This is a genomic window from Psychrobacter urativorans (genome assembly GCF_001298525.1).
Classification (GTDB): domain Bacteria; phylum Pseudomonadota; class Gammaproteobacteria; order Pseudomonadales; family Moraxellaceae; genus Psychrobacter; species Psychrobacter urativorans_A.
Window position 1 is genome coordinate 1618786 of the sequence record NZ_CP012678.1, and the last position, 16379, is coordinate 1635164.

The 16379-nt window shown below is 44.3% G+C and carries 13 protein-coding genes; 12 read left to right on the plus strand and 1 reads right to left on the minus strand.

Annotated features, from left to right (window positions below; translation table 11 throughout):
• Window positions 1–153: 153 nt before the first annotated feature.
• The 7 genes from lpdA to AOC03_RS07020 all read left to right on the plus strand — a co-directional run bounded on the left by lpdA (window position 154) and on the right by AOC03_RS07020 (window position 9146).
• A complete protein-coding gene (gene lpdA, locus AOC03_RS06990; protein ID WP_062534530.1) occupies window positions 154–1602 on the plus strand; it encodes a dihydrolipoyl dehydrogenase in 1449 nt (482 codons plus the stop codon).
• A 143-nt stretch (window positions 1603–1745) separates the two neighbouring features.
• Window positions 1746–2912, plus strand: a complete 1167-nt coding sequence (sucC, locus tag AOC03_RS06995; protein ID WP_062534532.1) for an ADP-forming succinate--CoA ligase subunit beta — start codon at window positions 1746–1748, stop codon at window positions 2910–2912.
• A gap of 100 nt (window positions 2913–3012) precedes the next feature.
• Window positions 3013–3888 carry a succinate--CoA ligase subunit alpha gene (gene sucD, locus AOC03_RS07000; RefSeq protein WP_062534534.1) on the plus strand — a complete coding sequence of 292 codons (876 nt, stop codon included), beginning with the start codon at window positions 3013–3015 and terminating at the stop codon, window positions 3886–3888.
• A gap of 120 nt (window positions 3889–4008) precedes the next feature.
• The gene (gene galE, locus AOC03_RS07005) at window positions 4009–5040 is read left to right on the plus strand and encodes a UDP-glucose 4-epimerase GalE (protein ID WP_062534536.1); all 1032 of its coding nucleotides are present in this window, start codon (window positions 4009–4011) and stop codon (window positions 5038–5040) included.
• Window positions 5041–5128: 88 nt separating this feature from the next.
• Window positions 5129–6001 (plus strand): UTP--glucose-1-phosphate uridylyltransferase, encoded by an 873-nt coding sequence (locus AOC03_RS07010; RefSeq protein ID WP_062534538.1) that lies wholly within the window; start codon window positions 5129–5131, stop codon window positions 5999–6001.
• A 4-nt stretch (window positions 6002–6005) separates the two neighbouring features.
• Entirely contained in the window at window positions 6006–7655 is a 1650-nt protein-coding gene (gene pgi, locus AOC03_RS07015) for a glucose-6-phosphate isomerase (protein ID WP_227514205.1), read from the plus strand.
• Between the two features lie 96 nt (window positions 7656–7751).
• Complete coding sequence (locus tag AOC03_RS07020) at window positions 7752–9146, plus strand: UDP-glucose/GDP-mannose dehydrogenase family protein (protein ID WP_062534542.1); 1395 nt, start codon at window positions 7752–7754, stop codon at window positions 9144–9146.
• A gap of 137 nt (window positions 9147–9283) precedes the next feature.
• Here the strand turns inward: AOC03_RS07020 and AOC03_RS07025 are convergent, their stop codons facing one another.
• Window positions 9284–10777 carry a phosphomannomutase/phosphoglucomutase gene (locus AOC03_RS07025; protein WP_062534544.1) on the minus strand — a complete coding sequence of 498 codons (1494 nt, stop codon included), beginning with the start codon at window positions 10775–10777 and terminating at the stop codon, window positions 9284–9286.
• 250 nt (window positions 10778–11027) lie between these two features.
• On the opposite strand from AOC03_RS07025, the gene mazG reads away from it, so the two are divergent.
• The 5 genes from mazG to panB all read left to right on the plus strand — a co-directional run bounded on the left by mazG (window position 11028) and on the right by panB (window position 16342).
• Window positions 11028–11942, plus strand: coding sequence for a nucleoside triphosphate pyrophosphohydrolase (gene mazG, locus AOC03_RS07030; protein WP_062534546.1), 915 nt, complete (start codon window positions 11028–11030; stop codon window positions 11940–11942).
• Window positions 11926–12315 carry a ComEA family DNA-binding protein gene (locus AOC03_RS07035; RefSeq protein ID WP_062534548.1) on the plus strand — a complete coding sequence of 130 codons (390 nt, stop codon included), beginning with the start codon at window positions 11926–11928 and terminating at the stop codon, window positions 12313–12315. Before mazG ends, AOC03_RS07035 begins: the two co-directional genes overlap by 17 nt.
• A gap of 211 nt (window positions 12316–12526) precedes the next feature.
• Window positions 12527–14872 carry a polynucleotide adenylyltransferase PcnB gene (gene pcnB, locus AOC03_RS07040; protein ID WP_062534550.1) on the plus strand — a complete coding sequence of 782 codons (2346 nt, stop codon included), beginning with the start codon at window positions 12527–12529 and terminating at the stop codon, window positions 14870–14872.
• Window positions 14873–14936: 64 nt separating this feature from the next.
• A complete protein-coding gene (gene folK, locus AOC03_RS07045) occupies window positions 14937–15488 on the plus strand; it encodes a 2-amino-4-hydroxy-6-hydroxymethyldihydropteridine diphosphokinase (RefSeq protein ID WP_062534552.1) in 552 nt (183 codons plus the stop codon).
• A gap of 53 nt (window positions 15489–15541) precedes the next feature.
• On the plus strand, window positions 15542–16342 hold the full coding sequence (panB, locus tag AOC03_RS07050) for a 3-methyl-2-oxobutanoate hydroxymethyltransferase (protein WP_062534554.1): 801 nt from the start codon (window positions 15542–15544) through the stop codon (window positions 16340–16342).
• Window positions 16343–16379 lie beyond the last annotated feature (37 nt).

Sequence of the window (16379 nt, forward strand, 5' to 3'; positions counted from 1 at the left end):
CTAGCAGTTATTCATCACTATAAATTATCGACAAATAGTCATACCTCAATGAGATAGCGTATTAGCTATGCAGTACTCATACGGTGAGTTTATTTTGTCCTGATTTATTAATGAGCTGCAGAGTAAACCATAAATAAAACATGGAAGCATATTATGAAAGATAATTATGATTTAGTCGTTATCGGCGGCGGTCCTGGTGGTTATGTAGCTGCTATCCGTGCAGCTCAACTAGGTATGAGCGTGGCTTGTATTGAAAAACGTATTTATAAAGGCACGCCTGCACTTGGCGGTACTTGCTTAAACGTTGGTTGTATCCCATCAAAGGCCTTACTTGATAGTTCGCATCGTTACGAAGCAACTAAGCATGACCTTGCTGAGCATGGTATCAGCACTGGTGATGTTGCTATCGATATCGAAACCATGATCGGCCGTAAAGAAGCGATTGTTAAGCAATTAACGGGTGGTATTGCCGGTTTATTCCAAGGTAATGGCATTGACTGGCTACAAGGCTGGGGTACTTTAGTTGACGGTAAAGGTAGTGATAAAAAAGTTAAATTCACAGCTGAAGATGCTGCTGAGTCTACTATTACCGCAAAGAACGTCATCCTTGCCTCAGGTTCTATTCCTATCGATATTCCAGTTGCTAAGACTGATCATGACCGTATCGTTGACTCAACGGGTGCATTAGATTTCAATGAAGTACCTAAGCGTTTAGGCGTAATCGGTGCTGGTGTTATCGGTCTTGAGCTAGGCTCTGTATGGCGTCGTTTAGGTTCAGAAGTAGTTGTTTATGAAGCGCTACCTAGCTTCTTAGCTGCTGCTGATAAAGATATCGCTAAAGAAGCTGCTAAAATGTTCAAAAAGCAAGGTCTTGATATCCGTGTTGATACCAAAGTTATCAAAGCTGAAATCGATGGTGATGAAGTTGTGGTCACTAGTGAGAACAAAGGCGAGTCATCAGAGCAGCGTTTTGATAAGCTGATTGTTTGTGTTGGTCGTCGTGCTTATTCTGAAAAACTACTTGGTGAAGACAGTGGTATTCAATTGACCGAACGTGGTCTTATTGATGTTAACGATCAATGTAAAACCAACCTTGATGGCGTTTATGCTATCGGCGACTTAGTACGTGGCCCAATGCTTGCGCACAAAGCGTCAGAAGAAGGCATCATGGCCGTTGAGCGCATTCATGGCGAAAAAGCCCAAGTGAACTATGACACTATTATTAATGTCATCTATACGCATCCAGAAATTGCATGGGTAGGTATGACTGAGCAAGAAGCTACTGAGGCCGGTTTTGAAGTTAAAACGGGTTCATTCAGCTTAGCAGCTAACGGTCGTGCCTTGGCTCAAAGTGAAGGCGAAGGCTCTATCAAAGTCGTTGCTGATGTTAAGACGGATCGTCTACTAGGTATGCATGCTATCGCTGCTGGTGCTGGAGATATTGTCCATCAAGGTATGATTGCGATGGAGTTTGTTTCTAGTATTGAAGATTTGCAACTGATGACTTTTGCGCATCCAACGATCTCAGAAGCGGTTCATGAAGCTGCTTTATCAGCTGATGGCCGTCCGATTCACGCCATCCAGCGCAAAAAACGTAAATAAATCAATCACGCTTTACCCTGATTGTTGCTGTCGTGCTTATTAGTTTATAGGCAGGGCAGTCATAGTCAAAAGCGCGTCAAATTGATGTTGTCGCGTGCTTATTTCCACTTTTTATTAATAGTAAAAAATAAAGGATTCAATCAATGAATTTACATGAGTATCAAGCAAAACAGCTGCTAAAAAGCTACGGTTTGCCAATTCAAGAAGGCATCATTGCCTATAGTGGCGACGAAGCAGCAGCTGCTTTTGATAAAAACCCAACTGATATCGCTGTGATTAAAGCACAGGTTCATGCTGGTGGTCGCGGTAAAGCGGGCGGCGTGAAATTGGTTAAAACTCGTGAAGAAGCGAAGCAAGTGGCAGACGAGCTTATCGGTACTAACCTAGTTACCTACCAAACTGACGCTGCTGGTCAACCAGTGAACTTCGTATTGGTTGCAGAAGATATGTACCCAGTGCAAACTGAGCTATATCTTGGTGCTGTTGTTGATCGCTCTTCACGTCGCGTGACGTTTATGGCATCAACTGAAGGCGGTGTTGATATTGAAGAAGTTGCTAACAATACGCCAGAAAAAATCTTTAAAACAAGCATTGATCCATTGGTTGGTTTATTGCCATTCCAAGCGCGTGAAGTGGCGTTTAAATTGGGTCTTGAAGGCAAGCAAATCAATCAATTCGTTAAATTGATGTCTGGTGCTTATCAAGCATTCATCGAAAACGACATTGATTTACTTGAAATCAACCCATTGGCGGTTCGCGAAAATGGCGAAATCGTTTGTGTTGACGGCAAAATTGGTATCGATTCAAATGCTCTATATCGTCTGCCTAAAATCGCAGCGTTACAAGACAAGTCACAAGAAAATGAGCGTGAGCTTAAAGCGGCTGAGTTTGACCTAAACTATGTTGCCCTTGAAGGTAATATCGGTTGTATGGTTAACGGTGCTGGTCTTGCAATGGCAACGATGGACATCATCAAATTGTACGGCGGCAAGCCTGCTAACTTCTTGGACGTTGGCGGCGGGGCAACTAAAGATCGCGTTGTTGAAGCTTTCAAGATTATCCTTGAAGACAGCAGCGTAGAAGGTGTTTTAATTAACATCTTCGGTGGTATCGTACGTTGTGACATGATTGCAGAAGCCATTATCGCTGCTATCAAAGAAGTTAACGTAACAGTACCTGTTGTTGTCCGTTTAGAAGGTAACAATGCTGAGCTTGGCGCAAAAATCTTAGAAGACTCTGGTCTGAAATTGATTTCAGCTCAAGGTTTATCAGATGCTGCTCAAAAAATCGTTGACGCTGTTAAAGCCTAATTGCCCAAGCGTAACAGGCATCTGCTGTCATTCTTAGTCGTTAACATTTAACGCAGGATGGGCAGATGCCTACAAGACAACCGCATACAAGGATAAAGTAATGAGTGTATTAATTGATAAAGATACCAAAGTATTGGTACAAGGTTTTACTGGTAAAAATGGTACGTTCCATTCAGAACAAGCCATCGAATATGGTACTAAAGTTGTTGGCGGCGTAACACCTGGTAAAGGCGGTCAAACGCATTTAGGTTTGCCAGTATTCAACACCATGAAAGAAGCAATGGCAGCTACCCAAGCTGACGCTTCTGTTATCTATGTACCAGCACCATTTGTACTAGATTCTATCGTTGAAGCGATTGACGCTGGTGTGAAGCTGATTGTTGTGATCACTGAAGGCGTACCAACGCTTGATATGCTAAAAGCTAAGCGTTATTTAGAAGAAGCAGGCGATGTACGTCTGATTGGTCCTAACTGCCCAGGTGTTATCACTCCAGGTCAGTGCAAAATCGGCATCATGCCAGGTCATATTCATCAGCCAGGTAAAGTGGGCATCATCTCACGCTCTGGTACTTTGACTTATGAAGCCGTTGCTCAAACCACTAAGCTTGGTTTTGGTCAATCAACTTGTATCGGTATCGGTGGCGATCCAATCCCTGGTATGAACCAAATTGATGCTTTGAAATTGTTCCAAGAAGATCCACAAACTGAAGCTATTATCCTAATCGGTGAGATTGGTGGTACTGCTGAAGAAGAAGCAGCTGCTTACATCAAAGACCATGTAACTAAGCCAGTAGTTGGTTATATCGCTGGTGTTACGGCTCCTGAAGGCAAGCGTATGGGTCATGCCGGCGCTATCATCTCTGGTGGTCAAGGTACTGCTGAAGATAAATTTAAAGCGTTCGAAGCGGCAGGCATTGCTTACACGCGTGACCCATCAAAATTGGGTGAGAAACTAAAAGAAGTAACAGGCTGGTAAGTCATAACAAAGTTAAAAACATAAGTTCGTTTTTAAGCGCTAAGCTCACTTGATATACACTAAAGACACCCCTACAATGGGGTGTCTTTTTTTGTTTTGAAAACGGCTTTGGATGATGATATGAGAAATAAAATATTAGTAACGGGTGGTGCAGGGTATATTGGCTCGCATACCTGTATCGCTCTGCATCAAGCAGGTTACGATATTGTGGTTTATGATAATTTGTCTAATAGTAGCCGTGAAGCGCTTAACCGTGTCTCTGCACTGATTGACAAGCCCATTGAGTTTATTCAAGGCGATATACGGGATGCTGATTTATTACAAGAAATATTCAAAGCTCATCAATTCTTTGGTGTGATTCATTTTGCCGGTTTAAAAGCGGTCGGCGAATCTGTTGCTAAGCCCTTAATGTATTATAGTAATAACGTTAGCGGTACGATTACCTTACTTGAGGTCATGGCAGCACATAAAGTTAAAAACTTTATTTTTTCCTCGTCGGCAACGGTTTATGGTGATCCTGAAACCTTGCCGATTGACGAAAGCTTTCCGCGCTCTTGTACCAATCCTTATGGTCAAAGTAAGCTTGCTGTAGAACATATTTTAGAAGACCTAGCTGTATCCGATAACCACTGGAATTTAATTACGTTGCGTTACTTTAATCCAGTCGGTGCGCATTCTTCGGGTCAAATCGGTGAAGATCCCAATGATATCCCTAATAATCTGATGCCTTATATTTCGCAAGTGGCGGTTGGTAAACTGGCGACATTAAGTGTTTTTGGCAATGATTATCCAACAGTGGATGGCACTGGAGTGCGTGACTATATTCATGTGACCGATCTTGCAAAAGGGCACGTGGATGCGCTTCGCTATGCCGAACAACAAACTGCCCCTGTCGGTTTTATGCCTATTAATTTAGGTACAGGTAGAGGCAGCTCGGTATTAGAGTTGGTGACTGCTTTTACAGAAGCCACCGGAAAAAACGTCCCTTATCAGTTCGCCGCTCGCCGTGCGGGTGATATTGCTAGCTGCTATGCTAGCGCTGATAAAGCAAAAGAATTGTTAGGTTGGCAAGCAAAGTTAGATATTAACGATATGTGCCAAGATACATGGCGCTGGCAAAGTGCAAATCCTGATGGTTATAAAGTAACGTAAAAAATATCATGAGTTTATGCCGTTATATTTACTTCATAATATTTTATTATTAAGATTGATTTTATTATTTTAGTGTAGCCCTACAATTATGAACAAAATTATCCATGCTGTTATTCCTGTTGCGGGCTTTGGTACACGTATGCTGCCATTGTCTAAATCTGTACCTAAAGAGCTATTGCCACTAGGTAATCGTCCTGCGATTCATTATGTGGTGCAAGAGGCGATAGCTGCTGGTATTAAGCACATCGTATTGGTCGGACATGCGCAAAAAAGTGCCATCGAAAACTACTTTGATATCAATGCGGAGCTGGATAATCAGTTGCGTGCTAAAGGTAAGGGTGAGCTAGCAGATAGTCTCAATTGGCTGCCAAAAGATGTCACGATATCGATGATACGCCAAGGTAAAGCGCTAGGACTTGGGCATGCCGTATTGGCGGCGCGTCCCATTATTGGTGCACATGATTTTGCCGTGTTGTTGCCTGATGTAGTACTTGATCCGTTTACGACTGATATGTACACCGATAACTTAGCGTTCATGATTCATGAGTTTGTGACAAAGGGTCATTCACAAATATTAGTGGATAAAGTCGCTGATGAAGATGTGTCTAAATACGGCATCGCTAAACTGATTGATACGGTTAGTGTGAACGATAATATAGATGCAAATGCCAGCTTTAGTGTAGCAGGGTTTGTAGAAAAGCCCAGTCTAGCAGAAGCGCCTTCTCGACTAGCGGTAGTTGGACGCTATGTCTTTGCCAATCAAATATTTGATTATTTAGAAAGTACCACGGCATCAGTGGGTGGAGAAATTCAGCTGACCGATGCGATTGATGCCTTAATTAGCCAGTATGGAGTCGATGTGACGACGATGCTTGGCGACAGTTATGATGCGGGTGATATGCGCTCGTATATGCAGGCATTTATTTATTTTGCTCAACAACAATTAGCGGTTGATGAATAATACTATGTCCGACACCTCATACCATAGTGTACGCGATTCAAAAAACTGGACGCAATTACAACAGCTTGCGGAGCAGCCATGGTCATTAGCTGCCTTATTTGCGCAGGATGAGACGCGTACCCAGCGTTTTAGCGCTCAAGAAGGCGCTTTGTATATGGACTATAGCAAGCAATGTATTAATGATACGGTGCGAGCGAGTCTCATAGATTTAGCTAAAACCTGTCAGTTATCAGCGCGTATTGACGAATTAATGCAGGGCGCAATGGTGAATACCAGCGAAGAGCGTGCTGCGTTACATACAGCGCTACGTTTGCCAGCCACGGCAACCTTACAAGTGGGTGAGCAAAATGTTGTCGCTGATGTGCATCATAGCCTTATGCAGGTTGAGCGTTTATCCCAGCGTATTCGTCAGGGGACGTGGCGCGGATTTTCAGGTAAGGCGATTACTGATGTGGTCAATATCGGGGTTGGCGGTTCTGATTTAGGGCCGCTGATGGCAGCGACGGCACTTGATGAATGGGCTGATACCGAGATTGTCGTGCATTTTGTTTCTAATATGGATGGCAGCCAGCTTGATAATTTACTGAAGCGCTTAGATGCAGAGACGACGCTGTTTATTATTTCATCTAAATCTTTTGAGACGGTGGATACTCTCTCTAATGCTAAGACGGCATTATCGTGGTTGCTGGCAACGGCAACATTATACGCTGGTACTCAAGAGAGTGTGCTACGCCGACATTTTATTGGTATTTCCGCAAATAGCGAGAAGATGAGCGCGTGGGGTATTCATCCTGAGCATCAGTTGCAGCTTTGGGATTGGGTCGGTGGGCGTTTTTCATTGTGGTCAGCGATTGGTCTGGCTATTGCAGTTCGTATTGGTATGACGCAATTCCGCGAGCTGTTGGCAGGCGCGCACAGTATGGATGTGCACTTTGCCAACGCTGATTTTGCAAATAATTTACCGGTATTATTAGGTTTGCTGGCGGTTTGGAATAGTACCTTTTTACACATTCATGCCCATACTGTATTGCCTTATGACGGGCGTTTGGGTTATCTGCCCAGCTATTTGACTCAACTTGAGATGGAAAGTAATGGTAAGTCAGTGACTCATGATGGCAAGCAGGTTGATTACGATACTTGTCCTATTTTATGGGGCGAGGTTGGCTCTAACGCCCAACATGCGTTTTATCAACTGCTGCATCAAGGTACTCAGCACGTGTCTTGCGATTTTATCGCTTGCGTGCGTCATTATAGTGATGAGGTAAAAAATGCTTCGTTGCAGCATCAACATGAGCTGTCTTTGGCGAATTGTTTGGCACAAAGTCGCGTTTTAGCGTTTGGTAATGCGGCTATTGCGGATACAGAGGTAGCTTGCGATGCGGATAAATACAAGCACTATCGCGGCAATCAACCCTCAACCACGCTATTAATTGATGAGCTGACCCCGCATAGCTTAGGGGCGTTAATTGCATTATATGAGCATAAGGTCTACGTGATGGCGAGTATTTGGGATATCAATCCCTTTGACCAATGGGGCGTTGAGATGGGTAAGCAGATGGCAGAAACTGTGTATCAGGCGCTGCAACAGGATAGCGCGAGCGCTTTTGATACCTCTACCAATCAACTGCTTGCGCATATTAGGCAGTGGTCTTAACGCTTTTACCACGGATAGAGCGCTACATTTTATCTACTAATCGGTCATTTGGCTCATCAGTCATTTACAATATATTTAAAGTATAAAGGTAGTCCCATGTCCTCTGATTCTATTCTTAGTCTTAAACAGTCTAGTCCTAAACAACTCAGTGCTCAACAGCCTATGCCGACAACCTCTGATGTGTGTGTCATTATTGGGCACGACATTGAAGCCATTACTAGCGCGGTGGTGCTCGCAAGTTTAGGACATAATGTGCATTTATATGCCGACAATGTGCTACTACAACAACAGCTACAGCAGTATGCTTTTGAGCATCATTTGCAGGCGCTGTGGCAGCTATATAGCCAACAACAGCAGATTATCATTCAAGCGTTACCCGATAGTGCAGATAAACTTATCGCTATTTGTGAGCCGCTAGAGACGGTGAACGCCGCTGATGGCAGTCAAGTCGCTTTTTATTGGTTATTTTTAGACAGTATAAAGTCAGTATGGTCAGATAAGCAGTGGATAACGGCATTTAATCATAGTAACCAGCAAAAGCTACCGATTATTATGAGCGGTATTGGGGCATTAGGGCAGATGTCCTTAGTGGCTGAGCAATTACAGCGTCCTTGGGTTTATTATGTGCCGTTTGTCTTTTTGCAAGATGGCGAAGCTTTTAGCTCGATGTTGAAACCCTCGCTTTGGCTATTGGGTGAAAAAACACCCGCCAGCAGTCAGCGTCTCACGGCGCTACAGCCGTTAATACAACATGCGCGTGCGTATCACTGTGCTGATATTGCCACTATTGAGTTTGCGCGCAGTAGCATTATGGCGATGCTAGCCACCCGCGTGAGCCTAATGAATGAAATGTCACGCCTTGCCGATAGTCATCAGGTAGACATCCAGCAAGTTAGCAGAATTATGGGCTTAGACGAGCGCGTTGGTCGCAGTTACTTGCAGGCAGGCTGGGGATTTGGCGGCAATACGTTACCTGCTGAATTGGCTAAGCTGCAACAGTCAGGTCTGACCAGCCGTGTCGAGATGCCGATTTTAACAGCCGTCATGCATATTAATGAAGATCAAAAAGAGCTGATATTCCGTAAGTTTTGGCAGTATTTTGATGGCTTTATTGACCATAAGACAGTGATGATTTGGGGCGGTAGCTATAAGGCGGGGTCAGGTCGTACCGCAGGGTCGGCTATTCATCCGCTCTTAAATTTACTCTGGTCGTACAATATCACCACCCTCGTGCATAGTGATAAGGCACAAGCTGAATTGACGACGTTATATCCTGAGCAACCTTTATTACAGCTCATTGATGGTCCTTATGAGCGGCTCGATACGGCACAAGCTATTTTTATTATTAGCCGGTCACCACAAGATGAGCTGGATATCACGCGCCTTAATCAGCAAGCGATGCCCATATTTGACGCCCAAAATGTTCTGACGCGTCCACAAATTGCGGCGTTAGTAGGTGACTATCTCGGTATTGGGCGCAGTAAATCCTAACCACTCATATCATAGCCTAGCCAAAATTAAGTGATTAAGCCATTAAGTCATTAAAAAGCGTCTGTTAATCTATGTATTAACAGACGCTTATTTTTTTGTACAGTCTCAAATATAAGACAAGTTAATCCTATAAAGGATTAAGCAGGTACAGCGCCTTGACCAGCAAGCCATTGCTGAATATCTTGCGTTTTCGTCGCGAGTAAATTTTCATCACCGCGCGCTTCAATATTAAGGCGGATTAACGGTTCGGTATTAGAGGCACGTAAATTAAAGCGCCATTCCCCAAAGTCAAGACTCAGACCGTCGAGTGTTGATTTCGCAGGTTTCTCTCCACTGAATTTTTCTTCAATAGCGCTAATAATCGTCGGTGCATCGTGTGTCGTTAAGCGAAAATTGAGCTCGCCTGAACTGGGATACGCCTGAATACAGCCTGTGACCAGTTCTGATAAGGTCTTGCCAGTAATGGATAATAGCTCAATGGTCAATAGCCACGGAATCATGCCGCTATCACAGTAGCAAAAGTCGCGAAAATAATGATGCGCGGACATCTCGCCACCATATACTGCGCCTGATTCACGCATCACTTGCTTAATAAACGAGTGCCCCGACTTACTGATGACAGCCTTACCCGCATGGGTTTCTATGACCGCTTCAGTGTTATAAAGTACCCGTGGATCATAGACGATAGACTCACCGGGGTACTTATTTAAAAAGGCTTGAGCGAGCATCCCCACCACATAACTGCCATCGATGAACTCACCTGATTCATCAAATAAAAAGCAGCGGTCAAAATCACCATCAAAAGCAATACCAAGGTCTGCTTTATTTTCAATGACCGTTTGCTGGGTCGCGTCTCTATTGGCAATAATCATCGGATTGGGAATACCATTCGGGAAGCTACCATCCGGCTCATGGTGCAGTTTAATCACCTCAATCGGTGCCCCTGCTTGTGCCAGTTTATCAATCAATAAATCAACGACGGGTCCTGCGCTACCATTACCTGAATTGATAACCAGTTTTAGTGGTTTTAATTTATCAGTATCCACAAAGCTCATGACGTGATTGATATAAGCGCTTTTATCCGTTAATACCTGCAATTTTCCTTTATTCGCGTTTGCAGTAAATTGTCCGGATTCTGCCAATTGTTGAATTTCGGCTAAGCCATCATCGGCGCTAATGGGCTTTGAGTGCTCTTTGACCAATTTTAAACCATTATAATTAATGGGGTTATGACTTGCTGTGACTTCAATGCCACCCAATGCGTGATAATGCGTGGTGGCAAAATAGACCTCTTCAGTACCGGTCATACCCAAGTCAATGACATCAACGCCTGCATCGATAATACCTGCAATAGTCGCTTGTTTTAATTGCTCACTGGAATGACGAATATCACTACCAATCACGATTGCCGGCTGTAAATTTGTCATGTCTTCATTGGCGTCAGCCGCATGATAGCGCTGAAATAAAATCTGCCCAAAAGCACGACCGATGCGGTAGGCAATGTCTTCATTAAGGTTCACGCCAAGCTCGCCACGAATGTCATAGGCTTTAAAAGAGTCAATCGTGATGGGTGTAAATTCGGTATGAGGCGGTTGATAGCCTGACAAAGTAGCGGTAGTAGACAAGGTCATGATGATAAAGTTCCTTTTTTTAAATATAAAGTTCTGAAGTATGAAATTGTTAAGTATGAAGTTCTGAAGTAGATAAATGGCTATGAAAATGAACGGCTATAAAATAAAAAGCATAAAAATAAGATGATAAATATTAAATGATACACTACCTAACAAAAGAATAGGGCAGTCGCATTTATTATTCAGCCAACCGCATTCAACCAATATCTGTTCTACAAAATAATTATCCAAACTGATAAGAGTCGCTATTATGAATAACCTCAACAGTATCAATGAGCACCAAAGAGAGATTTTGCCACCGACACCGGTGCAAGGCACACCGAAAGCCACTGGGCAACTGGCTGATTTATTAACCTTAATGGCACGCCTACGCGCGGACTGTCCGTGGGATCAAGAACAAAGTAATCATAGCCTCATTCCGTACGCGATTGAGGAGGCGTATGAGCTTGCTGAGGCGGTGCAGAGCGATGATGATGAGGATATCAAAGGTGAGCTTGGCGATGTATTGTTACAAGTGATTTTTCATTGTCAGCTTTATGCGGAGCAAGGGCGTTTCGATATTGCAGATGTCATTACGACCTTACAGCAAAAGTTAGTACGTCGTCACCCGCATGTTTTTGAAGCTGAAAATCTTCAAGATGAAGCCGCCGTCAAAGGGCGTTGGGATGAAATTAAAAAGGAAGAAAATAAAGCCCGCGCGCTACGTGGTAAGCCAAAGCGTCGTTTAGACAATACTAAAGCGGGTAGTGCCTTGATGCAGGCGCAAGAGGTGCAAAAACAAGCCTCAAAATTAGGTTTTGATTGGGACGGTGTCAGTGGGGCGCTCGAAAAATTAGAAGAAGAAGTAAACGAGCTAAAAGCAGAATTGCTTGATACGTCTGATATTGCTAAATCTAATATTATTAAGTCTAAAGACGAGATAAAAGCCAATATCAATGACATTGAAAAAGAGCTGGGCGATTGCTTATTTGCCTTGGTGAATGTCGCACGTAAATTGCATCTCGATGCCGAAGCTGCTGCCTTAACCTGTGTACATAAATTTAAGTCACGTTTTGGTTATATCGAGGCGCAGTTAGAAGCGGCTGGCAAGCATATTGAGGACAGCAATATCACTGAAATGGAGGTGTTATGGGAGGCGGCGAAACAGCATGAACGCGCGCAGTAGGTCTTCGTGCGCTTATGCGTCGATACAGAAAAGAATTTATGTTACCTTTTTATTTATCGTTGTCTTTACGAGTGCCCTTAATCACGCACAGGCTGAACCGTGTTTTGACAATCCAAAAAGCGCTTATCAGTATTTATTACAACAAGAAAAGCTCACTTACCAAGCCAACACCCAAATGGGCATCAATATTAATCGGGCAACCGAGAGCGAATTGGTATCGCTACACGGTATTGGCAGCAGTAAAGCGCAAGCGATTATCCTCTATCGTGAAATGTTTGGCGATTTTAAAACGGTTGATGACCTGCAAAAAGTGAAAGGCATTGGTCCAAAAACTATCGAGAAAAACCGCGCGCGCTTGCAGATACGGAATTAGATAATCCAACTTTATGAACGATTATCTTAAAAGGGAGCGCACAACAGGTGTAATGACAGCAGAAGATAAGGTCAAGATTGACAAAATAGCACGTAACTAACTGTCATAACACACCCACCGCGCGCAAAATTTGTTAAACTAGCAGGTATATCCGCCTGATAAACGCTGTGTTCATCAGGGGACGTTGAGAATACCGGCAAGGAGTAGATGCATGGCCGAGCGCGCCGCCAAGCAGTTAGAACTGAATAAATCTGAGTTACCCAATTCCATTACTGAAGTGATTGCTACCCTGTCCCGAGCTGGGTTTGACGCCTATATCGTTGGCGGAGGCGTGCGTGACACCTTATTAGGTCTGAAGCCGAAAGACTTTGATGCCGTCACCGATGCCAAGCCACATGAGATTAAAGATGTGTTTGGTAAGCGTTGCCGTATTATCGGACGTCGCTTTCAATTGGCGCATGTCTATTCAGGACGCGAATTAATCGAAGTCGCGACCTTTCGTGGTCCACCGATTAATGATTCGAATACCAATCAAGATGGCATGATTTTGCGCGACAATGTTTGGGGCGATATTCAGCAAGATTTTGCCCGTCGTGATTTTTCGATTAATGCCTTGTATTATCAACCGCTTAAAGGCGTGGTTCATGATTTTTGCGGTGCACTTAATGATATAGACAATAAAATTATCCGTCTATTAGGTGATGCGCCTGTACGTATTGAAGAAGATCCGGTGCGTCTATTACGGGCGCTGCGATTTAAAGCCAAATTAGGCTTTGAGTTCGATGATGAGCTGGCGGCACAATTTCATCGAGGTAACTGGGCACTGCTTGAGCAAATATCGCCGCATCGCCTATATGATGAAACGCAAAAAATGTTCACCGGTGGTTATCTCGTACCATTATTACCATTATTGTTTGAATCAGGCGCGATTGATAGCCTGATTATTTATCCCCCATCTGAGCCCAATGCCTTAGTGCAACAGGTCGCCATCAATACTGATAAGCGTATTAATGCCGGTAAAAGTATCAATCCCGCGTTTTTCTATGCTGCATTATTGTGGGAAAATTACCTGCATCAGTTAGAAAAAGCCAAAAAACGTAATATGCCGTTTGCGGAAGCGCAGTTGCATGCCGCTGGTAAAGTCATTGACCGTCAGCGTATCAAAACCGCTATTCCTAAATTTGCTGAACAATTTATCCGTGATATTTGGTTATTACAGCCGAAACTTGCCGCCCCGCGCAGTAAACAAATTGAGCAGCTGGCTGAGCATCCGCGTTTTCGTGCAGGCTTTGACTTTTTACTATTACGTGAACAATGTGGCGATGCTGAGCATCCTCTATCAGAGTCTACTAATGGTATGGGCGACTGGTGGCAGACGTATCAGACGCTATCTGAAAGAGAGCAGCAGCAAGCGATTGAAGATTTTGATGAAAACCTGCGTCGCGGGGCTTATAAGCGTGGGCGCGGACGTAATCGCCAACCATCTGCTGCGCATACAAATAGTCAGCCAGTAAACAAACCATCAAATACAGACAATAGCAGTCGCGACCAACATAGCGCAAAACCAGACGTTTTACAGCAAACTGGAAATGCTCAAACTACTGTCAATGATGCCTCGAACATACCGTCACGTCGCCGTCGTGCGGCTCAGAAGAGTGAACAGCCAGACGTTACTACTGCAAAAGTACCTAACGGTCGCGTGCAGAAAAGCTCACAGCAGCTAAAACAAGACAGTCATGAGTTGTCGCAACTGCAACAGCTGTCTTTAGCTAGCAGCACTGGCATATCAAAGAAATATGCTACTTCTAAGCCTGCGCCACTGTTTGTGATAGAACATGGCAACGTCGTACCGCCGCTACAAAAGCAGCTAACCACAGAGCAAATAGCCCAGTCTGCTACCAGTAAAGCAGCCGTTCAGAAAGTCGCTCAAGAGCGAGTACCTACTAAGCAGACAGCCCAAGTACAGGATAACAAAGCGGCTGAACAGGTTGACAGTTCAAATAAAAAACACGCTGTTACGACTAACGCGCCCAAAATGCAACAACCGTCTGATGCTCAGCAATCATCTGATCCTAATGTCAGTGCAGTAAAGCCAGATGCAGCTCGTAGCATTGCTCAAACGCCGCAAATGGTGACTATCAATAACGAGCCGATACCGTATAAACGTCGTCGCCGTCAGCCCAGTATTGAGCTAAAAAATGTTACGCCAAAAAGTCTTGAGCTGCAAACACCTAGCAAGGCTGAAGCTAGTTTAGCGACTACTCAGTACGAGAAAAAAGCACCTAAACCTGCACAGTCTTCTCCTGCTCGACCTAAGACGAAAACGACTGCCAAAGTCGATAAAAATGTAGCCAGTGTCAAACCGACTAAAGCGGCGATATCGACAGCAACTGATCAGGTTGATACAGTAGGTAAAGCTAAAAAAGCCAACGTAAAAAATGATGTCAAAAATCTGGCTAACACCAATAATGTAGCAAGTCCTTACCAAGAGGCTACTAATAAAGGTCCGGTGCCAGCAAAACGTCGCCGTCGTCAGCCCAGTACTGACAATGCCTAGCATTGATAACGGCTAGTATTAATACTCGTAGGGCTGTTTATTAATTATTGAGTAACATGTAGCTATGGACGTTTCTTCAAACAGCAGTGCTCAGTCGCATAGTATTGCATCTGATAGTTGGGTGACCTGCTATGTCGGTTTAGGCAGTAACCTTGCTAATGACTTAGGCTCTCCTGTTGAGCACTTACAGCAAGCGATTGATGGTTTACGGCAGCATCCGCAAGTACGAGAAGTGCGGGTGTCGTCATTTTACGCATCCGCGCCAATGGGACCACAAGATCAGCCCGATTTTGTTAATGCGGTCGCAGGTTTTGAAACTACACTAACACCACTAGCGCTACTAAAGACGTGTCAGCAGTTGGAGCAGACAGCAAAACGTGCGCGCTTGCGTCATTGGGGCGAGCGTAGTTTGGATGTAGATATTTTGTTATATGGTCAACAGCAAATTACCGAGCCACAGTTAATCGTACCGCATGCAGGCATAAGTGAGCGTAATTTTGTCTTAATACCGCTGCGAGAATTAGCGCCAGAGATCATGATTGCCGGTCAGTCGATAAGCAGCTATCCGCAAAGCAATGATTGGGCAGGGCTGAAGCAGATTGATGGTAGCCACTGACAGAGTGCTCATGTCGTGGCAGAACGTTATTGAATAGTAAAATTGAGGGTGACATGACCACATTAGCGACTTTAAATAAATTCAAAAAAGACGGCGTTAAATTTACTTGTCTCACCTGCTATGACGCTATGTTTGCACGCATGATGGATAAGGCGCTGATTGATACCATTTTAATTGGTGACAGTTTGGGCATGGTGGTACAAGGTCACACATCAACCTTACCCGTGACCGTCAATGATATGGCTTATCATACCGCTAATGTTGCTCGAAGTAATCAGCACGCGTTGATTATCGCTGACTTGCCGTTTATGAGCTATGTGACGTTACCTGAGGCAATCGTGAATAGTCGTCAACTGATGCAGGCAGGTGCGCATGTGATTAAGCTTGAAGGCGGCAGTGAGTTATGTGAGTTGGTGACGATACTGGCACAAGCCGGAACGCCCACCTGTGTGCATCTCGGCTTAACGCCACAATCCGTCAATGTGTTTGGTGGCTATAAAATACAAGGTCGCGGTGATAGCGCTGCTGCTAAATTGCTCGCTGATGCGCAAGCGGTCGTTGCCGCAGGTGCTGCTTTACTGGTGTTAGAATGTGTTCCCGCTGAATTAGCCAAAGCCGTAACCGAGACGGTAGACGTGCCAGTCATTGGGATTGGTGCAGGTGCGGATACTGACGGTCAAGTATTGGTGATGCATGATATGCTCGGTATGGCTCATGGACGCGTACCGCGCTTTGTGCATGACTTTTTGACTGACGAGCGTAATACCACGCACAGTATCGAAGGCGCGTTTGCGTTGTATCAGCAGTCGGTACGCGGTGGTAGTTTCCCCACTGAGCAGCACCAATTTAGCTAGCATCATTGACCATTATAGTCTTAATATACCTATTAAA

Excerpts from the sequence above, each read along its gene's own strand:
- lpdA (WP_062534530.1), top strand. The coding sequence starts at position 154 with ATGAAAGATAATTATGATTTAGTCGTTATCGGCGGCGGTCCTGGTGGT.
- sucC (WP_062534532.1), top strand. The coding sequence starts at position 1,746 with ATGAATTTACATGAGTATCAAGCAAAACAGCTGCTAAAAAGCTACGGT.
- sucD (WP_062534534.1), top strand. The coding sequence starts at position 3,013 with ATGAGTGTATTAATTGATAAAGATACCAAAGTATTGGTACAAGGTTTT.
- galE (WP_062534536.1), top strand. The coding sequence starts at position 4,009 with ATGAGAAATAAAATATTAGTAACGGGTGGTGCAGGGTATATTGGCTCG.
- AOC03_RS07010 (WP_062534538.1), top strand. The coding sequence starts at position 5,129 with ATGAACAAAATTATCCATGCTGTTATTCCTGTTGCGGGCTTTGGTACA.
- pgi (WP_227514205.1), top strand. The coding sequence starts at position 6,006 with ATGTCCGACACCTCATACCATAGTGTACGCGATTCAAAAAACTGGACG.
- AOC03_RS07020 (WP_062534542.1), top strand. The coding sequence starts at position 7,752 with ATGTCCTCTGATTCTATTCTTAGTCTTAAACAGTCTAGTCCTAAACAA.
- AOC03_RS07025 (WP_062534544.1), bottom strand. The coding sequence starts at position 10,777 with ATGACCTTGTCTACTACCGCTACTTTGTCAGGCTATCAACCGCCTCAT.
- mazG (WP_062534546.1), top strand. The coding sequence starts at position 11,028 with ATGAATAACCTCAACAGTATCAATGAGCACCAAAGAGAGATTTTGCCA.
- AOC03_RS07035 (WP_062534548.1), top strand. The coding sequence starts at position 11,926 with ATGAACGCGCGCAGTAGGTCTTCGTGCGCTTATGCGTCGATACAGAAA.
- pcnB (WP_062534550.1), top strand. The coding sequence starts at position 12,527 with ATGGCCGAGCGCGCCGCCAAGCAGTTAGAACTGAATAAATCTGAGTTA.
- folK (WP_062534552.1), top strand. The coding sequence starts at position 14,937 with ATGGACGTTTCTTCAAACAGCAGTGCTCAGTCGCATAGTATTGCATCT.
- panB (WP_062534554.1), top strand. The coding sequence starts at position 15,542 with ATGACCACATTAGCGACTTTAAATAAATTCAAAAAAGACGGCGTTAAA.